We start from the raw sequence: 17,022 nt of genomic DNA, 5'->3' as shown, positions 1-17,022 counted from the left end.
TAAGTCCGACTTATTTTTTGTGATCTACCAACATATCAATCAAAGAGATTGATGAGTCTTCCATATCATTTACAATACTATCAATCTTAGCGATGATATAATTATAAAAAATTTGAAGTATAATCGCCACAATAAGACCAAATACCGTAGTTAATAAGGCTACTTGAATATCACCTGCAATAAGTGAAGCACTTAAGTTACCAACAGCAGCAATTTTCTCGAAGGCCTGAATCATACCAATTACCGTACCCATGAAACCAAGCATCGGTGCAATAGCGATAAATAAAGACAACCAAGAAACGTTCTTTTCTAGTTGACCCATTTGAACACCACCATAAGCTACAACTGCTTTTTCGGCAGATTCAACACTATCACCAGCTCTGTCTAAGCCTTGGTAAAAAATTGAAGCCACAGGACCTTTAGTGTTTCTACAAACTTCTTTCGCAGCTTCAACACCGCCTGAAGCTAATGCGTCTTCTACTCTTTGTTTTAGTTTTGTAGTGTTGGTTGTTGCTAAGTTTAAATAAATAATTCTTTCAATAGCAACGGCTAAACCTAGTATCAAACATAATAGTACGATACCCATGAAGCCAGCGCCACCTTCAATAAATTTTTCTTTTAAAACTTGAACAAAACCTCTCTCAGCTTCAGTTGTTGCTGCGGCAGCATCTTGAATCATTGTTGCCGTAGTAGCAATAGTTGCAGAAAGGTTTGCTGTAATTGCGTTTGCAGTTACATTAGCGTTAACAGTATTTGTGTTGATAACAAATAACCCAGCTACAGCTAGGATAGAGAATAATCTTTTCATTTCTTTCAAACTTAAATTAGATTAGTTAATGGGTTAAAGATAAAAAAATTTTACAATTAAAAAATTAAAAAAATTAAAAGCAGAGAGGAAGGGATTCGAACCCTCGATACCCTTTTGGAGTATACACACTTTCCAGGCGTGCGCCTTCGACCACTCGGCCACCTCTCTCAATACAATTTTTTCAAGGGGTCGAATTAACAAAAAAAAAAGTACTATACGAAATTAAAAAAGTTAATTTTAAATCATTTCTCCACGAAGTGGTGTTTCAAAAATTGTTTTAAAGAGTTTTGGGGAAACATCCATTCCTAATAAATACATCAGCTTGGTAATCGCGGCTTCTGTGGTAATATCCTTACCGTTAATTACTTGCATTTGCTGAAGATGCTCGCTAGTTTCATACTGACCCATGATAACACTTCCTCCTGAACACTGTGTTACGTTAATAACTTGTACACCATTTTTTTTTGCATTTTTTAGATGATCAATCAACCATTGGTCGGTCGGAGCATTCCCTGCCCCATAGGTTTCAATAATTAAGGCTTTTAAATTTGGGGTACTTAAAACACTTTTTAATAGGTTTTCATTGAATCCAGGAAATAATTTTAAAATGGCAACATTCGTGTCTAAATTTTTATGAACCACCAACTTTTTTAGCTTATTAGGCTTTAATAAATACTCATAATGAACTTTTAAGTGCACTCCGGACTCTGCAAGTGCAGGATAATTTAAAGAAGCGAAAGCCTCAAAATGCTCTGCGTTTATTTTCGTAGTTCTATTTCCTCGATACAATTTATATTCAAAATACAAGCCTACTTCTTGAATTACTGCTTTATCTTTCTCGCGTAATGCTGCTATTTGTATAGAGGTAATTAAATTCTCTTTGGCATCGGTTCTGAGATCACCAATAGGCAATTGAGATCCTGTAAAAATAACGGGTTTTGACAAATTCTCAAGCATATAACTCAATGCTGAAGCGGAATAACTCATAGTATCGCTGCCATGAAGCACCACAAACCCGTCATACTCATGGTATGTTTCTTCGATAGTAGTTGCAATGGCGACCCAATGCTCCGTATTGATATTTGATGAATCTATAGGTGTTTCAAAAGAATGACTTTGAATTTCACAATCTAGTTGATTTAATTCTGGTATATTTTTAAGCAATTTTGCAAAATTAAATGCCTTTAATGCCCCAGACTTATAATCCTTCATCATCCCAATGGTTCCGCCTGTATAGATTAGTAAAATTTTTGTTTTTTTCATACAACGCTATTAAATCCCAAAAACTTCTTTGGAGTTTTGGGTAGTAATTTCTGCAATTTCTGCAATTGTACAATCATAAATCAAGGCTAATTTATTTATTATTTCCATCAAATAAGCACTTTCATTTCGTTTACCTCTATAAGGCACAGGCGCTAGGTACGGCGAATCGGTCTCTAAAACAATGTGCTTTACGTCGATCTGGGCTAAAAAAGTATCGATTTTTCCATTTTTAAAAGTGACCACACCACCAATTCCTAATTTCATCCCATACGATATGGCCTTTTGTGCTTGCTCATAATCTCCAGTAAAACAATGAAAGATTCCGAATAAATCATCAGACTTTTCATCTTCTAATACTTCAAAAACTTCATCAAAGGCATCACGACAATGAATTACAATCGGTAAATTGTGTTTTTTAGCGATTTGAATTTGTCTTTTAAAGGAGGTTTGTTGTTGTTTCAAATAGCTTTTATCCCAATATAAATCAATTCCTATTTCCCCTATGGCATAATAGGTGTGGTTTGCCAACAATTCCTCGATGTGCTGTAATTCCTTTTCAAAATCTTCCTTTACATGGGTTGGATGTAGTCCTGCCATTAAAAAAACATGATCAGGATACGCTTTTTGTAATTGCAACATGGCATCGGTGTAGGTAGAATCTATGGCTGGAATAAAAAAACGTTGAATTCCGTTTTTTATAGCGCGTTTTATGACCTCATCCCTATCCGAATCAAAAGCTTCGCTATAAAGATGCGTATGTGTGTCCGTAATTATCATGCTACAAAAATAGAATTATCACACTTCTTTACTACCATTTAAGTTCTTAAATAATAAGACCTGGCATTTTCTAGCTGTACAAAGTGCAGTATCTTTGAAAAAAAGTAAATTGAAAACACTAAAAAAATTCTTACAAGCTAAGGGATATTCTAAAACCAAGCTTGATTTAACCGCTACTAATCATTTTGAAATTAAGGCAAAAATTAATGGTATATTGGGCAGGTTTATAGTGGATACCGGCGCATCAAACACCTGTGTGGGTTTCGATAAAATCGAATACTTCGAGCTTACTTCGAAAGCGTCGAAAATAAAAGCCGCCGGAGCTGGAGCTACAAATATGGAAACTCTTATTTCTACAAAAAACAGCTTAGAAATTGACACTTGGCACTACACCAAATTAAAAATAGTGCTTTTTGATCTCGTCCATGTCAATGAAGCCCTTGTTGCCCACAATGCACTCCCCGTAGATGGTATTATCGGTGCCGATGTGCTCAAAAAAGGCAAAGCCATCATTGACTATGATCAAAAATGTATTTATTTAAAATAACACCTATTCAGCTATAAAATAGGTTTATTAGCGAAATCATAGCGCTCTTTTTTACGCTTTATTTAACTTCGCTTTAACATTTTATAAATACATCTTATGTTTTCCAAAGTAACCTACAACATCATTGCATTATGTATCGTCATGGTTTTTTTTAGCAGTTGTGCTGAGGATACCGATTATATTGAAATTTCGAGTGAGCTTGAAGATCAAAAATTAAAGACTACCCTAGTTGCTCTTGGCGGTACTTTGGACTATTTTGTGCTCCCCGAAAGTGATGATTTCTCAAATATTCCCGCAGATCCTAACAACCCTTTAACCGACGCTAAAGTTTTGTTAGGTAAATTACTATTTCATGAAACGGGAATCGGTATGAATTCTAAAAAAGAAACGCACCAAAAAACCTATTCTTGTGCGAGCTGCCATCACAGCGGAGCTGGTTTTCAAAGTGGCATTAAACAAGGTATTGGTGATGGTGGAATAGGTTTTGGACTGCATGGAGAAGCGCGTGTTATGGCGCCCGATTTTACAGCGGATATCGTTGATGTTCAACCTATAAAATCGCCTACCGTATTAAATTCAGCCTATCAAAAATTAATGCTTTGGAATGGACAATTTGGCGCTACTGGGTCTAATATAGGAACAGAGGCTAACTGGACTTCTGGAACCCCAAAAGAGACCAACAATTTAGGATTTGAAGGTTTAGAAACTCAGGCTATAGCTGGTTTAACTGTGCATAGAATGGATATCAACAAAACTTTTTGTTCAGACAACAACTATGAAGCATTATTTAACGATGCTTTTCCAGAAGTCGATCTAGCTGAACGATACAGCTTAATTACTGCTGGTCTAGCGATAGCAGCCTATGAAAGAACCTTATTGGCGAACGATACTAATTTTCAAAATTGGCTAAAAGGAGATGTCAATGCCATGACTTCGAATGAAAAGAAAGGAGCATTATTGTTTTTTGGGAAAGCACAATGTTTTCAGTGTCATTCAGGTCCCGCACTAAATTCTGAAGCCTTTTACGCTTTGGGTATGAACGATTTATCGGGTACTGGTGTTCATGGAACTGTTGATGAGGCCACCAAAAAAGGCCGTGGTGGTTTTACAAATAATCCTTCAGACAACTATACATTTAAAGTACCTCAATTGTACAATTTAGCAGATGTTGAATTTTTTGGACACGGGGCGTCATTTACCAGTATCAAAGAGGTTATTGCCTATAAAAATAATGCGCTTAAAGAGCATAACGATGTACCACTTGTGGCATTAGCTAATGAATTTTCACCCTTAGGCCTTAGCGAGCATGAAATTGATTTACTCACCGAATTTATTGAAAAAAGTTTATTAGATCGCAACTTGCAACGCTACAACCCAAACTCATTACCCACAGGCTTATGTTTCCCAAATGCAGATGCCAAATCAAAACAAGATATGGGCTGTAACTAATTTAAAATAGTCTTAAAAGAAAAAAATCCTGAAGAAACAATCTTCAGGATTTTTTTAGCTCTTAGTATTAGTACAATACTATAATTCTAATGCTTTATTTACATCGTTTTCCATTAAAAGCTCAATAGGATTTTCCAAAGCTTCTTTTACGGCCACTAAAAATCCTACGGACTCTTTGCCATCAATAATTCGATGATCATAGGATAGGGCAACGTACATAATAGGTGCCACTACAATGTTTCCATCTTTTACAACCGGTCTTTCAACAATGTTGTGCATTCCCAAAATAGCACTCTGTGGAGGGTTTATAATTGGCGTAGATAACATAGAGCCAAATACACCACCATTGGTGATGGTAAACGTACCTCCTGTCATTTCATCCACAGTAATTTCTCCTTCTCTTGCACGTATCGCTAAACGTTTTACCTCTGCTTCTACTCCTCTAAAGCTTAAGTTCTCCGCATTTCTAATTACTGGCACCATAAGTCCTTTAGGACCAGAAACTGCAATACTAATATCACAGAAGTCATAAGAAATCATTTCTTTGCCATCAATCATAGAATTCACTGATGGAAACAATTCCAGTGCTCTTACCACTGCTAAGGTAAAAAAGGACATAAATCCTAAACCTACACCATGTTTGTCTTTAAAATCTTCTTTGTACTGCTCTCTTAATTCAAATATAGGCGACATATCAACCTCGTTAAAGGTGGTTAACATGGCTGTTTCATTTTTAACAGTCACTAAGCGCTCCGCAACTTTTCTGCGAAGCATAGATAATTTAGAGCGGCTTTCACCACGAGTACCGCCAGTTGGAGAACCCATAGAAGGTTTTGCATTAACAGCGTCTTCTTTGGTTATTCTTCCATCCCTGCCAGTTCCTTTCACTGCATCTGCTGAAATATTCTTTTCAGCCAGCACTTTCTTTGCAGCGGGAGAGGCCGTACCTGTAGCATATGACTCTTTAGCTGGGGCTTGTTTTGCAGCCTTATTTTCTTCTTTGGCTGCCGGCGAAGCAGGTTTTTCAGTAGTTTCTTTTTTTACCTCCTCCTTTGTTGAAGTATCTTCTTTCTTAGCACTTGGTTTAGCAGCACTAGTATCAATTAAACAAACTACTTCACCTACAGCAACGGCGTCGCCTTCCTCTGCCTTTAAGGTAATAATACCACTTTCTTCAGCAGGCAGTTCCAGTGTAGCTTTATCAGAATCTACTTCTGCAATTGCCTGATCTTTTTCTACATAATCACCATCTTTTACTAACCAAGATGCAATTTCTACCTCTGTTATCGATTCTCCCGGAGAAGGAACTTTCATTTCTAAAATCATCCTACTTTGTATTATTTTGTTTTGTTATCGTTTTTGTCATGTTATCTTTTGTCTTGTCAAAGACAAAATCTATTACTTGTTGATGTCTGCGTTTTGAACGCACGGCGCTACCAGCCGCAGGTGATGCATAAAAGCGTCTTGATGCCACTCTAAATGTACTGGCCTCACTGTAATGCATCATTAAATGGCTCCAGGCACCCATATTTCTGGGTTCTTCTTGTGCCCAAACAATATCCTTGGCGTTCGTATACTTTTTGGTAATTTCTTTGATCGTATCTGCAGGTAATGGAAACAGCTGTTCAATACGAACCAAGGCTACATCATCGCGTTTTAATTCTTCTCTTTGCGCTAACAAATCGTAATAAAACTTACCTGTACAAAAAACAAGACTCTTTATTTTCTTAACGTTTGCAGTGGCATCATCTATAACCTCTTGAAAACTTCCTTCGGCAAATTCCTCCACTGTTGAAACTGCTTTTGGATGTCTTAGTAAGCTCTTTGGTGTAAAAATAATTAAAGGCTTTCTAAAATTCGCCTTCATTTGTCGACGTAAAATATGAAACATTTGTGCTGGTGTAGTCACATCAGCAATATACATATTATCTCTAGCACACAGTTGTAAATAACGTTCCATACGGGCCGAAGAGTGCTCTGCTCCTTGACCTTCATAGCCATGTGGCAGCAACATTACCAATCCATTTTGTAATTTCCACTTATCTTCAGCCGCAGAAATATATTGATCGATCATGATTTGTGCTCCGTTACTAAAGTCTCCAAATTGAGCCTCCCAGATGGTTAAGGTATTTGGGCTCGCCATAGCGTAACCGTAATCAAAACCAACTACACCATATTCTGACAAAAGAGAATTGTAAATGGTGAAATTCCCTTGTTTTTTAGCCACTGAATTTAGCAATACTACTTCCTCTTCACTTTCTTCTACTTTCATGACAGCATGCCGGTGAGAGAAGGTACCCCTTTCTACGTCTTGACCTGACATTCTAACATCGAAACCTTCGGCTAACAAAGAACCATAAGCTAATAATTCGCCCATAGCCCAATCTAAATTATTGGTTTTGAAGAACATGTTCTTACGATCATTGACCAATTTTTCCACCTTGCGTAAAAATTTCTTATCCTTGGGTAGTTCTGTAATTACTTTCGCAATTTCAGTTAATTTTTTCTTCTCAAAAGTGGTGTCATAGGTGTCTAACATTTCCCACTCACGAACGGCTGTAAAACCACTCCATTCATCCGCCATAAATGGCGTAATTACGGTCTTATCTTCTTTTCTAGAATCTTCTAATTCTTCTTCTAGACTTGCTTTATATTCCTCTTCTAAATGACTAACAAAATCCTTTTCGATGACGCCTTCTTGCAACAATTTTTCCGCGTAGATATCTCTAGGATTTGGGTGATTTGCAATTGCTTTATACAATTTAGGCTGGGTAAAACGTGGCTCGTCTCCTTCATTATGCCCGTATTTTCTATAGCCTAATAAATCTATAAAAACATCTTTTTTAAAGCGCATTCTATATTCTAATGCAAATAACGAAGCGTGCACTACAGCCTCAGCATCGTCAGCATTTACATGCAATACCGGACTCAAGGTTACTTTCGCTACATCGGTACAATAGGTCGATGATCTTGCATCTAAATAATTGGTGGTGAAACCAATTTGGTTGTTTACAACGATATGTATTGTTCCTCCTGTTTTGTACCCATCAAGATTAGCCATTTGAACTAATTCATAGACAAGACCTTGGCCCGCAATCGCAGCATCTCCATGGACAATAATGGGCAATACCTTAGAAAAATCATCTTTGTATTTTGCATCTTGCTTTGCTCTGGTAATCCCAGCAACCACAGCACCCACTGTTTCTAAATGCGACGGATTCGGTGCAATGTTCATGGTTATTTTAGTACCGTTGTTGGTTTTCCTATCTGAAGTCCACCCTAAATGATACTTTACATCACCATCAAAAATTTCTTGCTCATAATCCTTACCATCGAACTCACTAAAAATATCTTTCGCTGCCTTGCCAAAGATATTGGTTAAAACATTTAACCTTCCACGGTGTGCCATTCCCATGACAAATTGCTCTACCCCTAATTCTGATGCCCTTTCTACTACAGCGTCTAAAGCAGGAATTAAAGATTCGTTACCTTCAATAGAAAATCGTTTTTGACCTACGTATTTGGTATGTAAAAAACTTTCAAATGAAACGGCTTGATTTAATTTTTTTAAGATATGCTTCTTATGGTCATTATCATATTTAGGATGATTGTCATTGACATTCAACCAGTTTTGAATCCATTCTACGTATTCAGGATTTCTAATGTACATGTACTCTACCCCTATAGCATCACAATAAATACGTTTAAGGTGGTCGATAATTTCTTTCAACGAGCTTGAGCCTATGCCCAAAACTTCACCAGCCTTAAAGACCGTATTCAAATCAGCTTCAGCCAGTCCAAAATTTTCGATGTCTAAGGTTGGTGAATATTGTCTTCTTTCGCGAACCGGGTTTGTTTTGGTAAATAAATGACCTCTGGTTCTATACCCATCAATAAGCCTAATTACCTGAAACTCTTTTTGCAATGATTGCGGAATTTCGGCAGTGGATGGCGAAAAATTGGTTTCGCTCCGTGTTGGGGTCTCCAGTTCGTCTTGTAAACTTTCTTGACCAAAATCAAATCCCTGAAAAAATGCGCGCCAACTTGGCTCTACACTATCCGGACTCATTAAATACTTGTCATATAACTCTGCAAAAAATGAAGTGTGTGCAGCGTTTAAAAAGGAATATTTATCCATAAATAATTTTCTCTTCCCTGTGAATAAAATTTAAACAAAAATACAACATTTCAATATTCTAGTCCTATATTCGATACTAATATTAATGAAATTTTATAATTATGAAGGTTTTAAAGAAAATCGTGTTAAAAAATCACTTTTTAAATATCATTCTTCTACTCTTAGTACAATTGGGGGTTTCACAAAACAGCCCTTCCAGTGATTTTTGGAACAATGTTCGCTTTGGCGGGGGCATTGGTTTAGGTTTTGGAGACAGATTTTTCAACGGCGCTATTTCACCCAGTGCCATTTACCAATTCAATGACCAATTCGCCGCAGGCACCCAATTGAGTTTTAATTATGCAAAAATAAATGATGATTCGCTGTTTGCCTATGGCGGTAGTCTTATTTCTTTATACAATGTAATTCCTGCCATTCAGCTTTCAGCGGAACTAGAAACCCTTAGAATCAATAGAAAATTGGCTGTAAGAGGTGCACCTGATATTACGGATAACTATTGGAGTCCGGCTGTATTTGTTGGCGCTGGTTATGGCAATCGGAATTTTATGGTAGGTATCAAATATAACCTTCTACAGGATGATCGTAGTATCTATGCTGACGCCTTTATTCCTTTTGTACGTGTGTATTTTTAATTAAAAATCAGCTATATTTCTTTTTAAACCACACTTTTTGATACTCTCGTTTTAGGATTAAAAAAGAAACTTGATCAGCAATTTCAATCGGGTCTATAGATTGTATTTCCTTCACCGATTTTTCAGAAACATCAATGATGTAGAGTACATTTAAATAATCGGCAAAACGATCGATCATAAGTCGATAGATGTTTTGATGCAGTATGGTCTTCAAATTTTTAGGAGAAACCTGTAAAGGCAATTCTATAGCAATAGCCGCCAAACCAAAGTCTTTGGTAATTTGTGCTATTAGGTTTTTGTACAAGTCTTCATCCACTGAGGCCTGTAACAAACCTTTACTATCTACAAAGTCAACTATCATTAGCTTAATTACGATACTATATCGTGAATTGGTTGACGAGAATTAGTGAATCAATTATTCCTTTTTATAAACCACTCCGTTTTTCATAACGAAAACAACCTTTTCCAACACCGAGATTTCTTTCAATGGATCTCCATTTACCGCCACTATATCTGCTAAAAAACCTTCTTTCACTTGTCCTAGTTCTTCGGCCATTCCTAACAGTTTAGCATTTGTTATCGTTGCCGACTGTATGGCTTCGATAGCGGGCATTCCTGCTTCAACCATATACCCAAATTCTTTTGCATTTAAACCATGTGGAAATACGCCAGCATCCGTTCCAAAAGCAATCTTCACCCCTTTCTTGTAGGCCTTCCCAAATGTACCTTGAATTAAGGGGCCAATTTCTCGTGCTTTGACAGCTACCACATCAGGAAAATACCCTGGTACTTCAGCCTTTTCAGCTACTTGTTTGCCAGCCGTAATGGTTGGCACCATATAGGTGCCGTATTGTTTCATTAAATCCATAGTAGCTTCGCTCATATAACTGCCGTGTTCTATGGTTTTAATACCTCCTAATACGGCTCGTTGCATTCCTTCATCACCATGCGCATGAGCTGCGGTTAACATGCCATAATCATCAGCAGTTTCAGTAATGGCTTTAATTTCATCCATCGTAAATTGTGGGTTTTTACCATTTTTTGCAACACTTAGCACGCCGCCAGTAGCGGTTATTTTTATCACATCAGCACCGTCTTTATAGCGTTGACGAACTGCTTTTCTGCCCTCATCTGGTGAATTCACCACACCTTCTTTAGGACCTGGATCGCCTGTGAATTCGTGACTACGCCCGTTTGTTGGGTCGGCATGTCCGCCTGTGGTAGCTATAGATTTTCCTGCGGTAAATATTCTTGGACCGTCAACAATACCTTTGTTTATTGCATTACGGATGGCGATATTAACACCTGTTCCTCCTAAATCTCGGACTGTTGTAAAACCAGCCAACAAGGTTTTTTTAGCATATCCGGTAGCCTTAAAGGCAATATCAGCCTCGTTATCCGTAAAACGATCTACATAGGTTTTAGGATTTGATTCACTTTCAATATGTACATGTAGATCGATGAAACCAGGCAATACGGTCTTATCTTTTAAATCAATAATCACATCATTTTCAGCACCAGACACATAGCCGTTTTTAATACTTTTAATAACATTTTCTGAAATTATGATGGTTTTTTCAGTCAGTGCTTTTCCTGTGGCAACATCCACAATTTTACCACAATGCAGATAGGTGTCCTGTGCATTGCTAAAAAAGAAAAGAAAAAAGGATACAATAAAAAGTAGTTTATGTTTCATTTTGCGATAGTTTAAAAACAAAGAGCGTAGAAATATACATAATTTCTGCGCTCTTTAAATACTTTTGTACGCTAAAAAAAATACGACGGCGACCTTAACTCCTAATTTTTACCTCCCAATCCCAAGCAGATTTCATAGCCTCGTCTAAAGTAGATGCTGCTTTCCAGCCCAATACTTTATTTGCTTTTTCAGTATTTGCATAAGCAGAAATAATATCGCCTGATCTTCTGTCTACTACCTTATAGTTTAATTTTTTGCCTGAAACCTTTTCAAAACTTTTAATGACTTCTAAAACACTACTTCCTGTTCCTGTACCAAGATTAAACACTTCGTAATTTGACCCGTTTTTACCACCGATTAATCGCTGCAAAGCAATGACATGTGCTTTGGCCAAATCTACCACATGGATATAATCGCGAATGCAGGTGCCATCAGAAGTTGGGTAATCATCCCCAAAAACAGACAATTGTTCGCGCATACCAATACCGGTTTGCGTAATAAATGGTACCAAATTTTGAGGTACACCAATAGGCAACTCGCCAATTTCGGCGCTTGGATGTGCGCCCATGGGATTAAAATAACGCAAGGCTATTGCGTTTAATGATGGTAGCACTTTACAGGTTTCTGAAATAATTTCTTCTCCTATTTGTTTGGTATTACCATATGGAGATTCCGCTGCTTTCACTGGTGCATTTTCTGTAATTGGCATTTCATCTGCCTGCCCGTAAACAGTACACGATGAGCTGAAGATAAAGTTTGCATTATCTTTTTTTGACAATTCTTTTAAGAGATACACCAAGGTACTTATGTTGTTCTCGTAGTACAACAGCGGTTTTTCCACACTTTCTCCAACGGCTTTAGATGCTGCGAAATGTATCACACCTTCCACATCTGTATGTCGGTTAAAAAAATCTTCTACTTTAGCTTTTTCTTTTAAATCTATTTTTTCAAACAAAGGTTTTTTTCCTGTTATTGCAACGATACCCTCTAGCACTTTTTCTGAAGAGTTCGACAAATCATCAATAATCACCACTTCGAAACCTTGATTTTGCAATTCAACAACAGTGTGTGAACCTATAAACCCTAAGCCTCCGGTTACTAATACTTTCATGTGTTTATATTCTTTGCATTATATGGGACACATGCAGTTCGTTATTCATCAGTTCCTTGGATGATAAGCTTATTAGCATGCGCAATTCATTTACTTGTGTTTTCGTCTATGACTCAACGCCCCAAAGCTATAGTAATTATCTATTTATTGCTGCATAAAACCGATAACCGTATCTGTAATATAGGCAATCTGTTCTTCATCGAGTTCTGTATGCATGGGTAATGAAATAACTTCTTTCACTAAGGTATTGGTCACTGGAAAATCAGCATCCTTATACCGATCATCAAGATAGGCCTTTTGTTTATGCAGTGGAATTGGGTAATACACACCACAAGGAATTCCTTTTTCTCCAAGATATTTTACCAAATCGTCTCTTTTCCCGTTGGTAATTTTTAAGGTATATTGATGAAATACATGGCAATCACAGGTGTCGCAAATACCCTGACAACCATTTACCGTTACTGGCGTTTCGATATGGGGTATGGCATTGAACGCCGCATTGTATTTTCTAGCAGCATCTCTTCTCTTAGCATTATATTTGTTTAGCAAGGGCAGTTTTGCTCTAAGCACTGCTGCTTGCAAACTATCTAAACGAGAATTTACACCTACCACATCGTGATGATAGCGCTCATACATGCCGTGATTTACGATACCTCTTAAGGTATGGGCTAAAGCATCATCATTCGTAAAAATAGCTCCCCCATCACCATAGGCCCCTAAATTTTTTGACGGAAAAAAAGAAGTTGCTGCCACATGGCCCATAACACCTGCTTTTTGTTTTTTACCGTCGGCATGCGTATGCGTTGCGCCAATGGCCTGAGCATTATCCTCAATCACATATAAATTATGCTTCTCTGCAAGGGCTAAAATTGCATCCATATCGGCACATTGTCCAAATAAATGAACAGGTACAATCGCTTTGGTTTTCAAAGTTATCGCTTTTTCTATCGCTTTAATATCGATATTAAACGTATCAGGATGCACATCAACTAAAACAGGTGTTAATTGCAATAAAGCAATAACCTCAACCGTAGCCGCAAAGGTAAAATCTGCGGTAATCACTTCATCACCAGGTTTTAAATCTAGCCCCATCATGGCAATTTGTAGCGCATCGGTACCATTGGCACAGGGAATTACGTGTTTAACGTCTAGGTACTCCTCTAAATCTTTTTGGAAACCATGTACTTCTGGACCATTAATGAAGGCCGAAGTTTCTAAAATTGTCGTAAACGTAGCATTTACTTGCTCCTTAATGGCTTCGTATTGACCGTTTAGGTCAACCATTTGAATTTTTCGCATCTTTTCTTAATTATACTTGTAAAATTACAAAAAGTAGTAGAAGCAACTAGTATCCTGATTTAAACTTTTTTCATTTGCTTAAAAATTGACATTTCTTCTATCTATTTATTTTCATACCCTAGCTGTGAAACTTAAAATAAGGCACTTCATCAAAAAACAATTTAAATTCGGTTAAAACCTAAAATGTTGAGACCAGTTCCGTGTAATTCTCTAAAGAAGTGTAATTTAGTCCCAAAGAAAATTAAAGTGCATTTTATTTACAATTTCTTCGTACACCTGGCCAACTTTTTTATAAAAATGGCCGCTTTTTTTAGTCCCAAACTAAGGCTTTTTGTGGACGGGAGAAAAAATGTGTACCCCTATTTATCGCAACAGCTTTCTGAAGCATCTGAGGTGATTTGGATTCATACGGCATCATTGGGCGAGTTTGAACAGGGCTTACCCATCATAGAAGACTTAAAAAAGAAATATCCAAACTATAGTATTTTAGTTACTTTTTTTTCGCCTTCAGGCTATGAAGTAAAAAAAAATACCAAAGCCGCTGATGTAGTGACCTACTTGCCTTTAGATACCCTACATAACGCTAAAAAATTCATCGAGTTGGTAAACCCGAGATTAGTGATTTTTGTGAAATATGAAATTTGGCCAAGCTACCTTTCTGTTTTAAAACAGAAAAATATTCCCACGTTATTGGTCTCTGCTATTTTTAATCAAAAACAGGTTTTCTTTAAGTTTTATGGTGGTTTTTTAAAAAGAAGTTTGTCTGCATTTACCCATTTTTTTGTTCAAGACGAGGCTTCAAAAAAACTACTACATAGTATTGGTCTAAAAAATGTGACCATTAGCGGTGATACTAGATTTGATCGTGTTTTAAAAATTTTAGATCAAAATAATCATCTTGACTTTATGGAGAAATTTAAGCAAGAACAGCGCTGTTTTGTTGCGGGAAGCACTTGGCCAGAAGATGAGGCTATTTTAACAAGCTACATAAATAACTCCAAAGAAAACATCAAATTTGTAGTGGCACCACATACTATAAAAAAAGAAGTTATCGAGAAATTAACAGCTGCGATAAATAAGAAAGTAATCTTGTATTCTGAATTAGATACTAAGAATATTTCTCAGTTCGATGTCTTGATTATGGACACCATTGGCTTACTCACCAAGGTATATTGTTATGCTGATATTGCCTATGTTGGTGGTGGGTTTGCTACTGGGCTCCACAATACCCTAGAACCAGCTGTCTTTGGAATTCCTGTGCTTATCGGTCCTAAGTACCATGGCTTTAAAGAAGCGGAAGATTTAGTCCTCCAAAAAGGAATTATAGCTATTTCTAGCCTCGAAGCGTTTAGCGCGCAGATGAAGCAACTACTGAGTTCTGAGGCGTATTACAACAGCACTAAAAACATCAATACAGGCTATATTTCGAAGAATAAAGGAGCCACTACCATTATTATGAACTATATAAAAAGTTTCGTTTGATTTTTTCATTAGTTTTACAGAAACCAACGAACTAATGAACGCAAAAATTATACGAATAGCACTTACAGCGGCTCTTGCCGGATTTTTATTTGGCTTTGACACTGTTGTTATCTCTGGTGCCAACCTACCTATTAAACAATTATGGAACACCTCCCCCTGGTTTCATGGCACTTTTATTATGTCGATGGCTTTATGGGGTACGGTAATTGGTTCTCTTTTAGGAAGTATTCCTTGTGATCGTATAGGGAGAAAAAAAACCTTGTTTTGGATAGGGGTTCTCTATACCATTTCTGCTTTGGGTTCTGCCCTAGCACCTGATCCTTATTTGTTTTCATTCTTTAGATTTATTGGCGGCTTAGGCGTTGGAGCATCATCTGTAGCAGCGCCTATTTACATCTCTGAAATATCAAGTGCAGAGAATAGAGGTAAATTAGGAGCTTCGTATCAATTTAATATTGTTTTTGGGATCTTTATCGCCTTTATTTCTAACTACTTTTTAAAAGGATTTGATGGCATTAATGATTGGCGCTGGATGCTTGGAGTTGAAGCTATTCCAGCCATCATTTATACGGTGATGGTATTAAAGATTCCCAATAGTCCACGTTGGCTCGCAATTCGTAAAAATGATGACGAGGGCGCTTTAAAAGTGTTAGAAACTATTTCAACAAAAGAATTGGCTGTCACTAAGCTTAAAGAGATAAAAGAATCTTTACAACGAAATCTTTCGAAAGAAAAACTATTTAATGGAACCTACAATAAACCTATTATACTGGCCTTTTTAATATCATTTTTCAACCAATTATCTGGGATCAACTTTGTTTTATATTACGCCCCTGAAATTCTAGAACGTGCTGGTTTGGGCGGTGAAGACTCGCTCTTCGCTTCTATTTCCATTGGTATCGTTAATTTAATTTTTACATTGGTCGGCGTTCGACTCATTGATCAATTAGGTAGGAGGCAATTGATGTTCATAGGTTCAGTAGGCTATATTATAAGCTTAGGAATGGTAGGATGGTGTTTTTATACAGGAGCCAGTGCTACGCTTTTATTGATTTTTGTTCTCGTATTTATTGCCTCGCATGCCATTGGGCAAGGTGCCGTTATTTGGGTGTTTATTTCTGAAATATTCCCGAATAAAGTTAGAGCAGCCGGACAATCATGGGGAACCGGTGTTCATTGGGTTTTTGCAGCCATCATCACCTTAATTACACCCATTTTTTTAGATAGTGACAACGGTATTTTTAAAGACAATCCTTGGCCTATATTTATATTTTTTGCAGGTATGATGGTTTTGCAACTGGCCTTCGTTAAATTTATGATGCCAGAGACCAAAGGCGTAGAATTAGAAGAACTTAGCAAAAGACTAAGCAAATAAACCAATACGAGCCAAGGCAAATAAAACTTCGATAGCTTACTTTTTTACGCTAGTTTCAATTTTCGTTATGTTTTGAATAGTCTTAATTTCTAGTATCTTGAACTGAATAAAGTGCGTCTAAATTTCATTTTATCTTGGATTCATTCAAAACTCTTTTAAAGTGCAGCTTGTCGATTTATTACATTAAATTAATGATTGTTAGGGTTTTATTTCATACTTTTAAGTAAAATAAATCATTATGGAAGATGTTACAATTAGTACTAAAGTACTTAACGGATTCCTAACTCTTATGGTTGGTGTTTTAGTTATTATTCTTATTGGGGTTGTTATTTGTTTAATTTTGGCAGCCTTCGGATTTTTTTAAAGACAAAAACATTCATGTAACCGAATTAAATACCTACTGTCTATTTTTACACATTAAAAACAAAAAAAAGCCCTTTTTAAG

15 protein-coding genes and 1 tRNA gene are annotated in these 17,022 nt (G+C 36.8%); 6 read left to right on the top strand and 10 right to left on the bottom strand.

What is annotated here, in order from left to right:
• Positions 1-10: 10 nt before the first annotated feature.
• The 4 genes from GQ45_RS13820 to GQ45_RS13805 form a co-directional block, all read right to left on the bottom strand.
• Positions 11-808: a MotA/TolQ/ExbB proton channel family protein gene (locus tag GQ45_RS13820; protein ID WP_047418894.1), complete on the bottom strand. Its 798-nt coding sequence runs from the start codon at positions 806-808 to the stop codon at positions 11-13.
• Between the two features lie 80 nt (positions 809-888).
• Positions 889-976 (bottom strand) — tRNA-Ser (locus tag GQ45_RS13815).
• A 69-nt stretch (positions 977-1,045) separates the two neighbouring features.
• Positions 1,046-2,071 carry an asparaginase gene (locus GQ45_RS13810; RefSeq protein ID WP_047418892.1) on the bottom strand — a complete coding sequence of 342 codons (1,026 nt, stop codon included), beginning with the start codon at positions 2,069-2,071 and terminating at the stop codon, positions 1,046-1,048.
• A gap of 9 nt (positions 2,072-2,080) precedes the next feature.
• On the bottom strand, positions 2,081-2,848 hold the full coding sequence (locus GQ45_RS13805) for a TatD family hydrolase (protein WP_047418891.1): 768 nt from the start codon (positions 2,846-2,848) through the stop codon (positions 2,081-2,083).
• Between the two features lie 109 nt (positions 2,849-2,957).
• On the opposite strand from GQ45_RS13805, the gene GQ45_RS13800 reads away from it, so the two are divergent.
• Together GQ45_RS13800 and GQ45_RS13795 are read left to right on the top strand one after the other, a co-directional pair.
• The gene (locus tag GQ45_RS13800; protein WP_047420433.1) at positions 2,958-3,395 is read left to right on the top strand and encodes a TIGR02281 family clan AA aspartic protease; all 438 of its coding nucleotides are present in this window, start codon (positions 2,958-2,960) and stop codon (positions 3,393-3,395) included.
• Positions 3,396-3,491: 96 nt separating this feature from the next.
• On the top strand, positions 3,492-4,844 hold the full coding sequence (locus GQ45_RS13795; protein WP_047418890.1) for a cytochrome-c peroxidase: 1,353 nt from the start codon (positions 3,492-3,494) through the stop codon (positions 4,842-4,844).
• A gap of 78 nt (positions 4,845-4,922) precedes the next feature.
• On the opposite strand, the gene odhB is transcribed toward GQ45_RS13795, so the two are convergent.
• Entirely contained in the window at positions 4,923-6,170 is a 1,248-nt protein-coding gene (gene odhB, locus GQ45_RS13790; RefSeq protein WP_047418889.1) for a 2-oxoglutarate dehydrogenase complex dihydrolipoyllysine-residue succinyltransferase, read from the bottom strand.
• 1 nt (position 6,171) lies between these two features.
• On the bottom strand, positions 6,172-8,982 hold the full coding sequence (locus GQ45_RS13785; RefSeq protein ID WP_047418888.1) for a 2-oxoglutarate dehydrogenase E1 component: 2,811 nt from the start codon (positions 8,980-8,982) through the stop codon (positions 6,172-6,174).
• 101 nt (positions 8,983-9,083) lie between these two features.
• Between GQ45_RS13785 and GQ45_RS13780 the strand changes: the two genes are divergently transcribed.
• A complete protein-coding gene (locus GQ45_RS13780; protein ID WP_047418887.1) occupies positions 9,084-9,614 on the top strand; it encodes a hypothetical protein in 531 nt (176 codons plus the stop codon).
• 7 nt (positions 9,615-9,621) lie between these two features.
• On the opposite strand, the gene GQ45_RS13775 is transcribed toward GQ45_RS13780, so the two are convergent.
• From GQ45_RS13775 to GQ45_RS13760, 4 genes are all read right to left on the bottom strand, one after another.
• Complete coding sequence (locus tag GQ45_RS13775) at positions 9,622-9,975, bottom strand: hypothetical protein (RefSeq protein ID WP_047418885.1); 354 nt, start codon at positions 9,973-9,975, stop codon at positions 9,622-9,624.
• 54 nt (positions 9,976-10,029) lie between these two features.
• A complete protein-coding gene (locus GQ45_RS13770) occupies positions 10,030-11,310 on the bottom strand; it encodes an amidohydrolase family protein (protein WP_047418884.1) in 1,281 nt (426 codons plus the stop codon).
• A gap of 94 nt (positions 11,311-11,404) precedes the next feature.
• Positions 11,405-12,421: a UDP-glucose 4-epimerase GalE gene (galE, locus tag GQ45_RS13765; protein WP_047418883.1), complete on the bottom strand. Its 1,017-nt coding sequence runs from the start codon at positions 12,419-12,421 to the stop codon at positions 11,405-11,407.
• A gap of 144 nt (positions 12,422-12,565) precedes the next feature.
• Positions 12,566-13,720, bottom strand: coding sequence for a DegT/DnrJ/EryC1/StrS aminotransferase family protein (locus tag GQ45_RS13760; RefSeq protein WP_047418882.1), 1,155 nt, complete (start codon positions 13,718-13,720; stop codon positions 12,566-12,568).
• A gap of 297 nt (positions 13,721-14,017) precedes the next feature.
• On the opposite strand from GQ45_RS13760, the gene GQ45_RS13755 reads away from it, so the two are divergent.
• The 3 genes from GQ45_RS13755 to GQ45_RS18315 all read left to right on the top strand — a co-directional run bounded on the left by GQ45_RS13755 (position 14,018) and on the right by GQ45_RS18315 (position 16,941).
• A complete protein-coding gene (locus tag GQ45_RS13755; RefSeq protein ID WP_369798303.1) occupies positions 14,018-15,202 on the top strand; it encodes a 3-deoxy-D-manno-octulosonic acid transferase in 1,185 nt (394 codons plus the stop codon).
• 34 nt (positions 15,203-15,236) lie between these two features.
• On the top strand, positions 15,237-16,577 hold the full coding sequence (locus GQ45_RS13750; RefSeq protein ID WP_047418879.1) for a sugar porter family MFS transporter: 1,341 nt from the start codon (positions 15,237-15,239) through the stop codon (positions 16,575-16,577).
• A gap of 238 nt (positions 16,578-16,815) precedes the next feature.
• Positions 16,816-16,941, top strand: a complete 126-nt coding sequence (locus GQ45_RS18315) for a hypothetical protein (RefSeq protein WP_255352048.1) — start codon at positions 16,816-16,818, stop codon at positions 16,939-16,941.
• Positions 16,942-17,022: the final 81 nt, after the last annotated feature.

Source organism: Cellulophaga sp. Hel_I_12 (assembly GCF_000799565.1).
Classification (GTDB): domain Bacteria; phylum Bacteroidota; class Bacteroidia; order Flavobacteriales; family Flavobacteriaceae; genus Cellulophaga.
The sequence above is the reverse complement of the archived record's forward strand: the minus strand, read 5'-3'. Positions and strand labels throughout refer to the sequence as shown.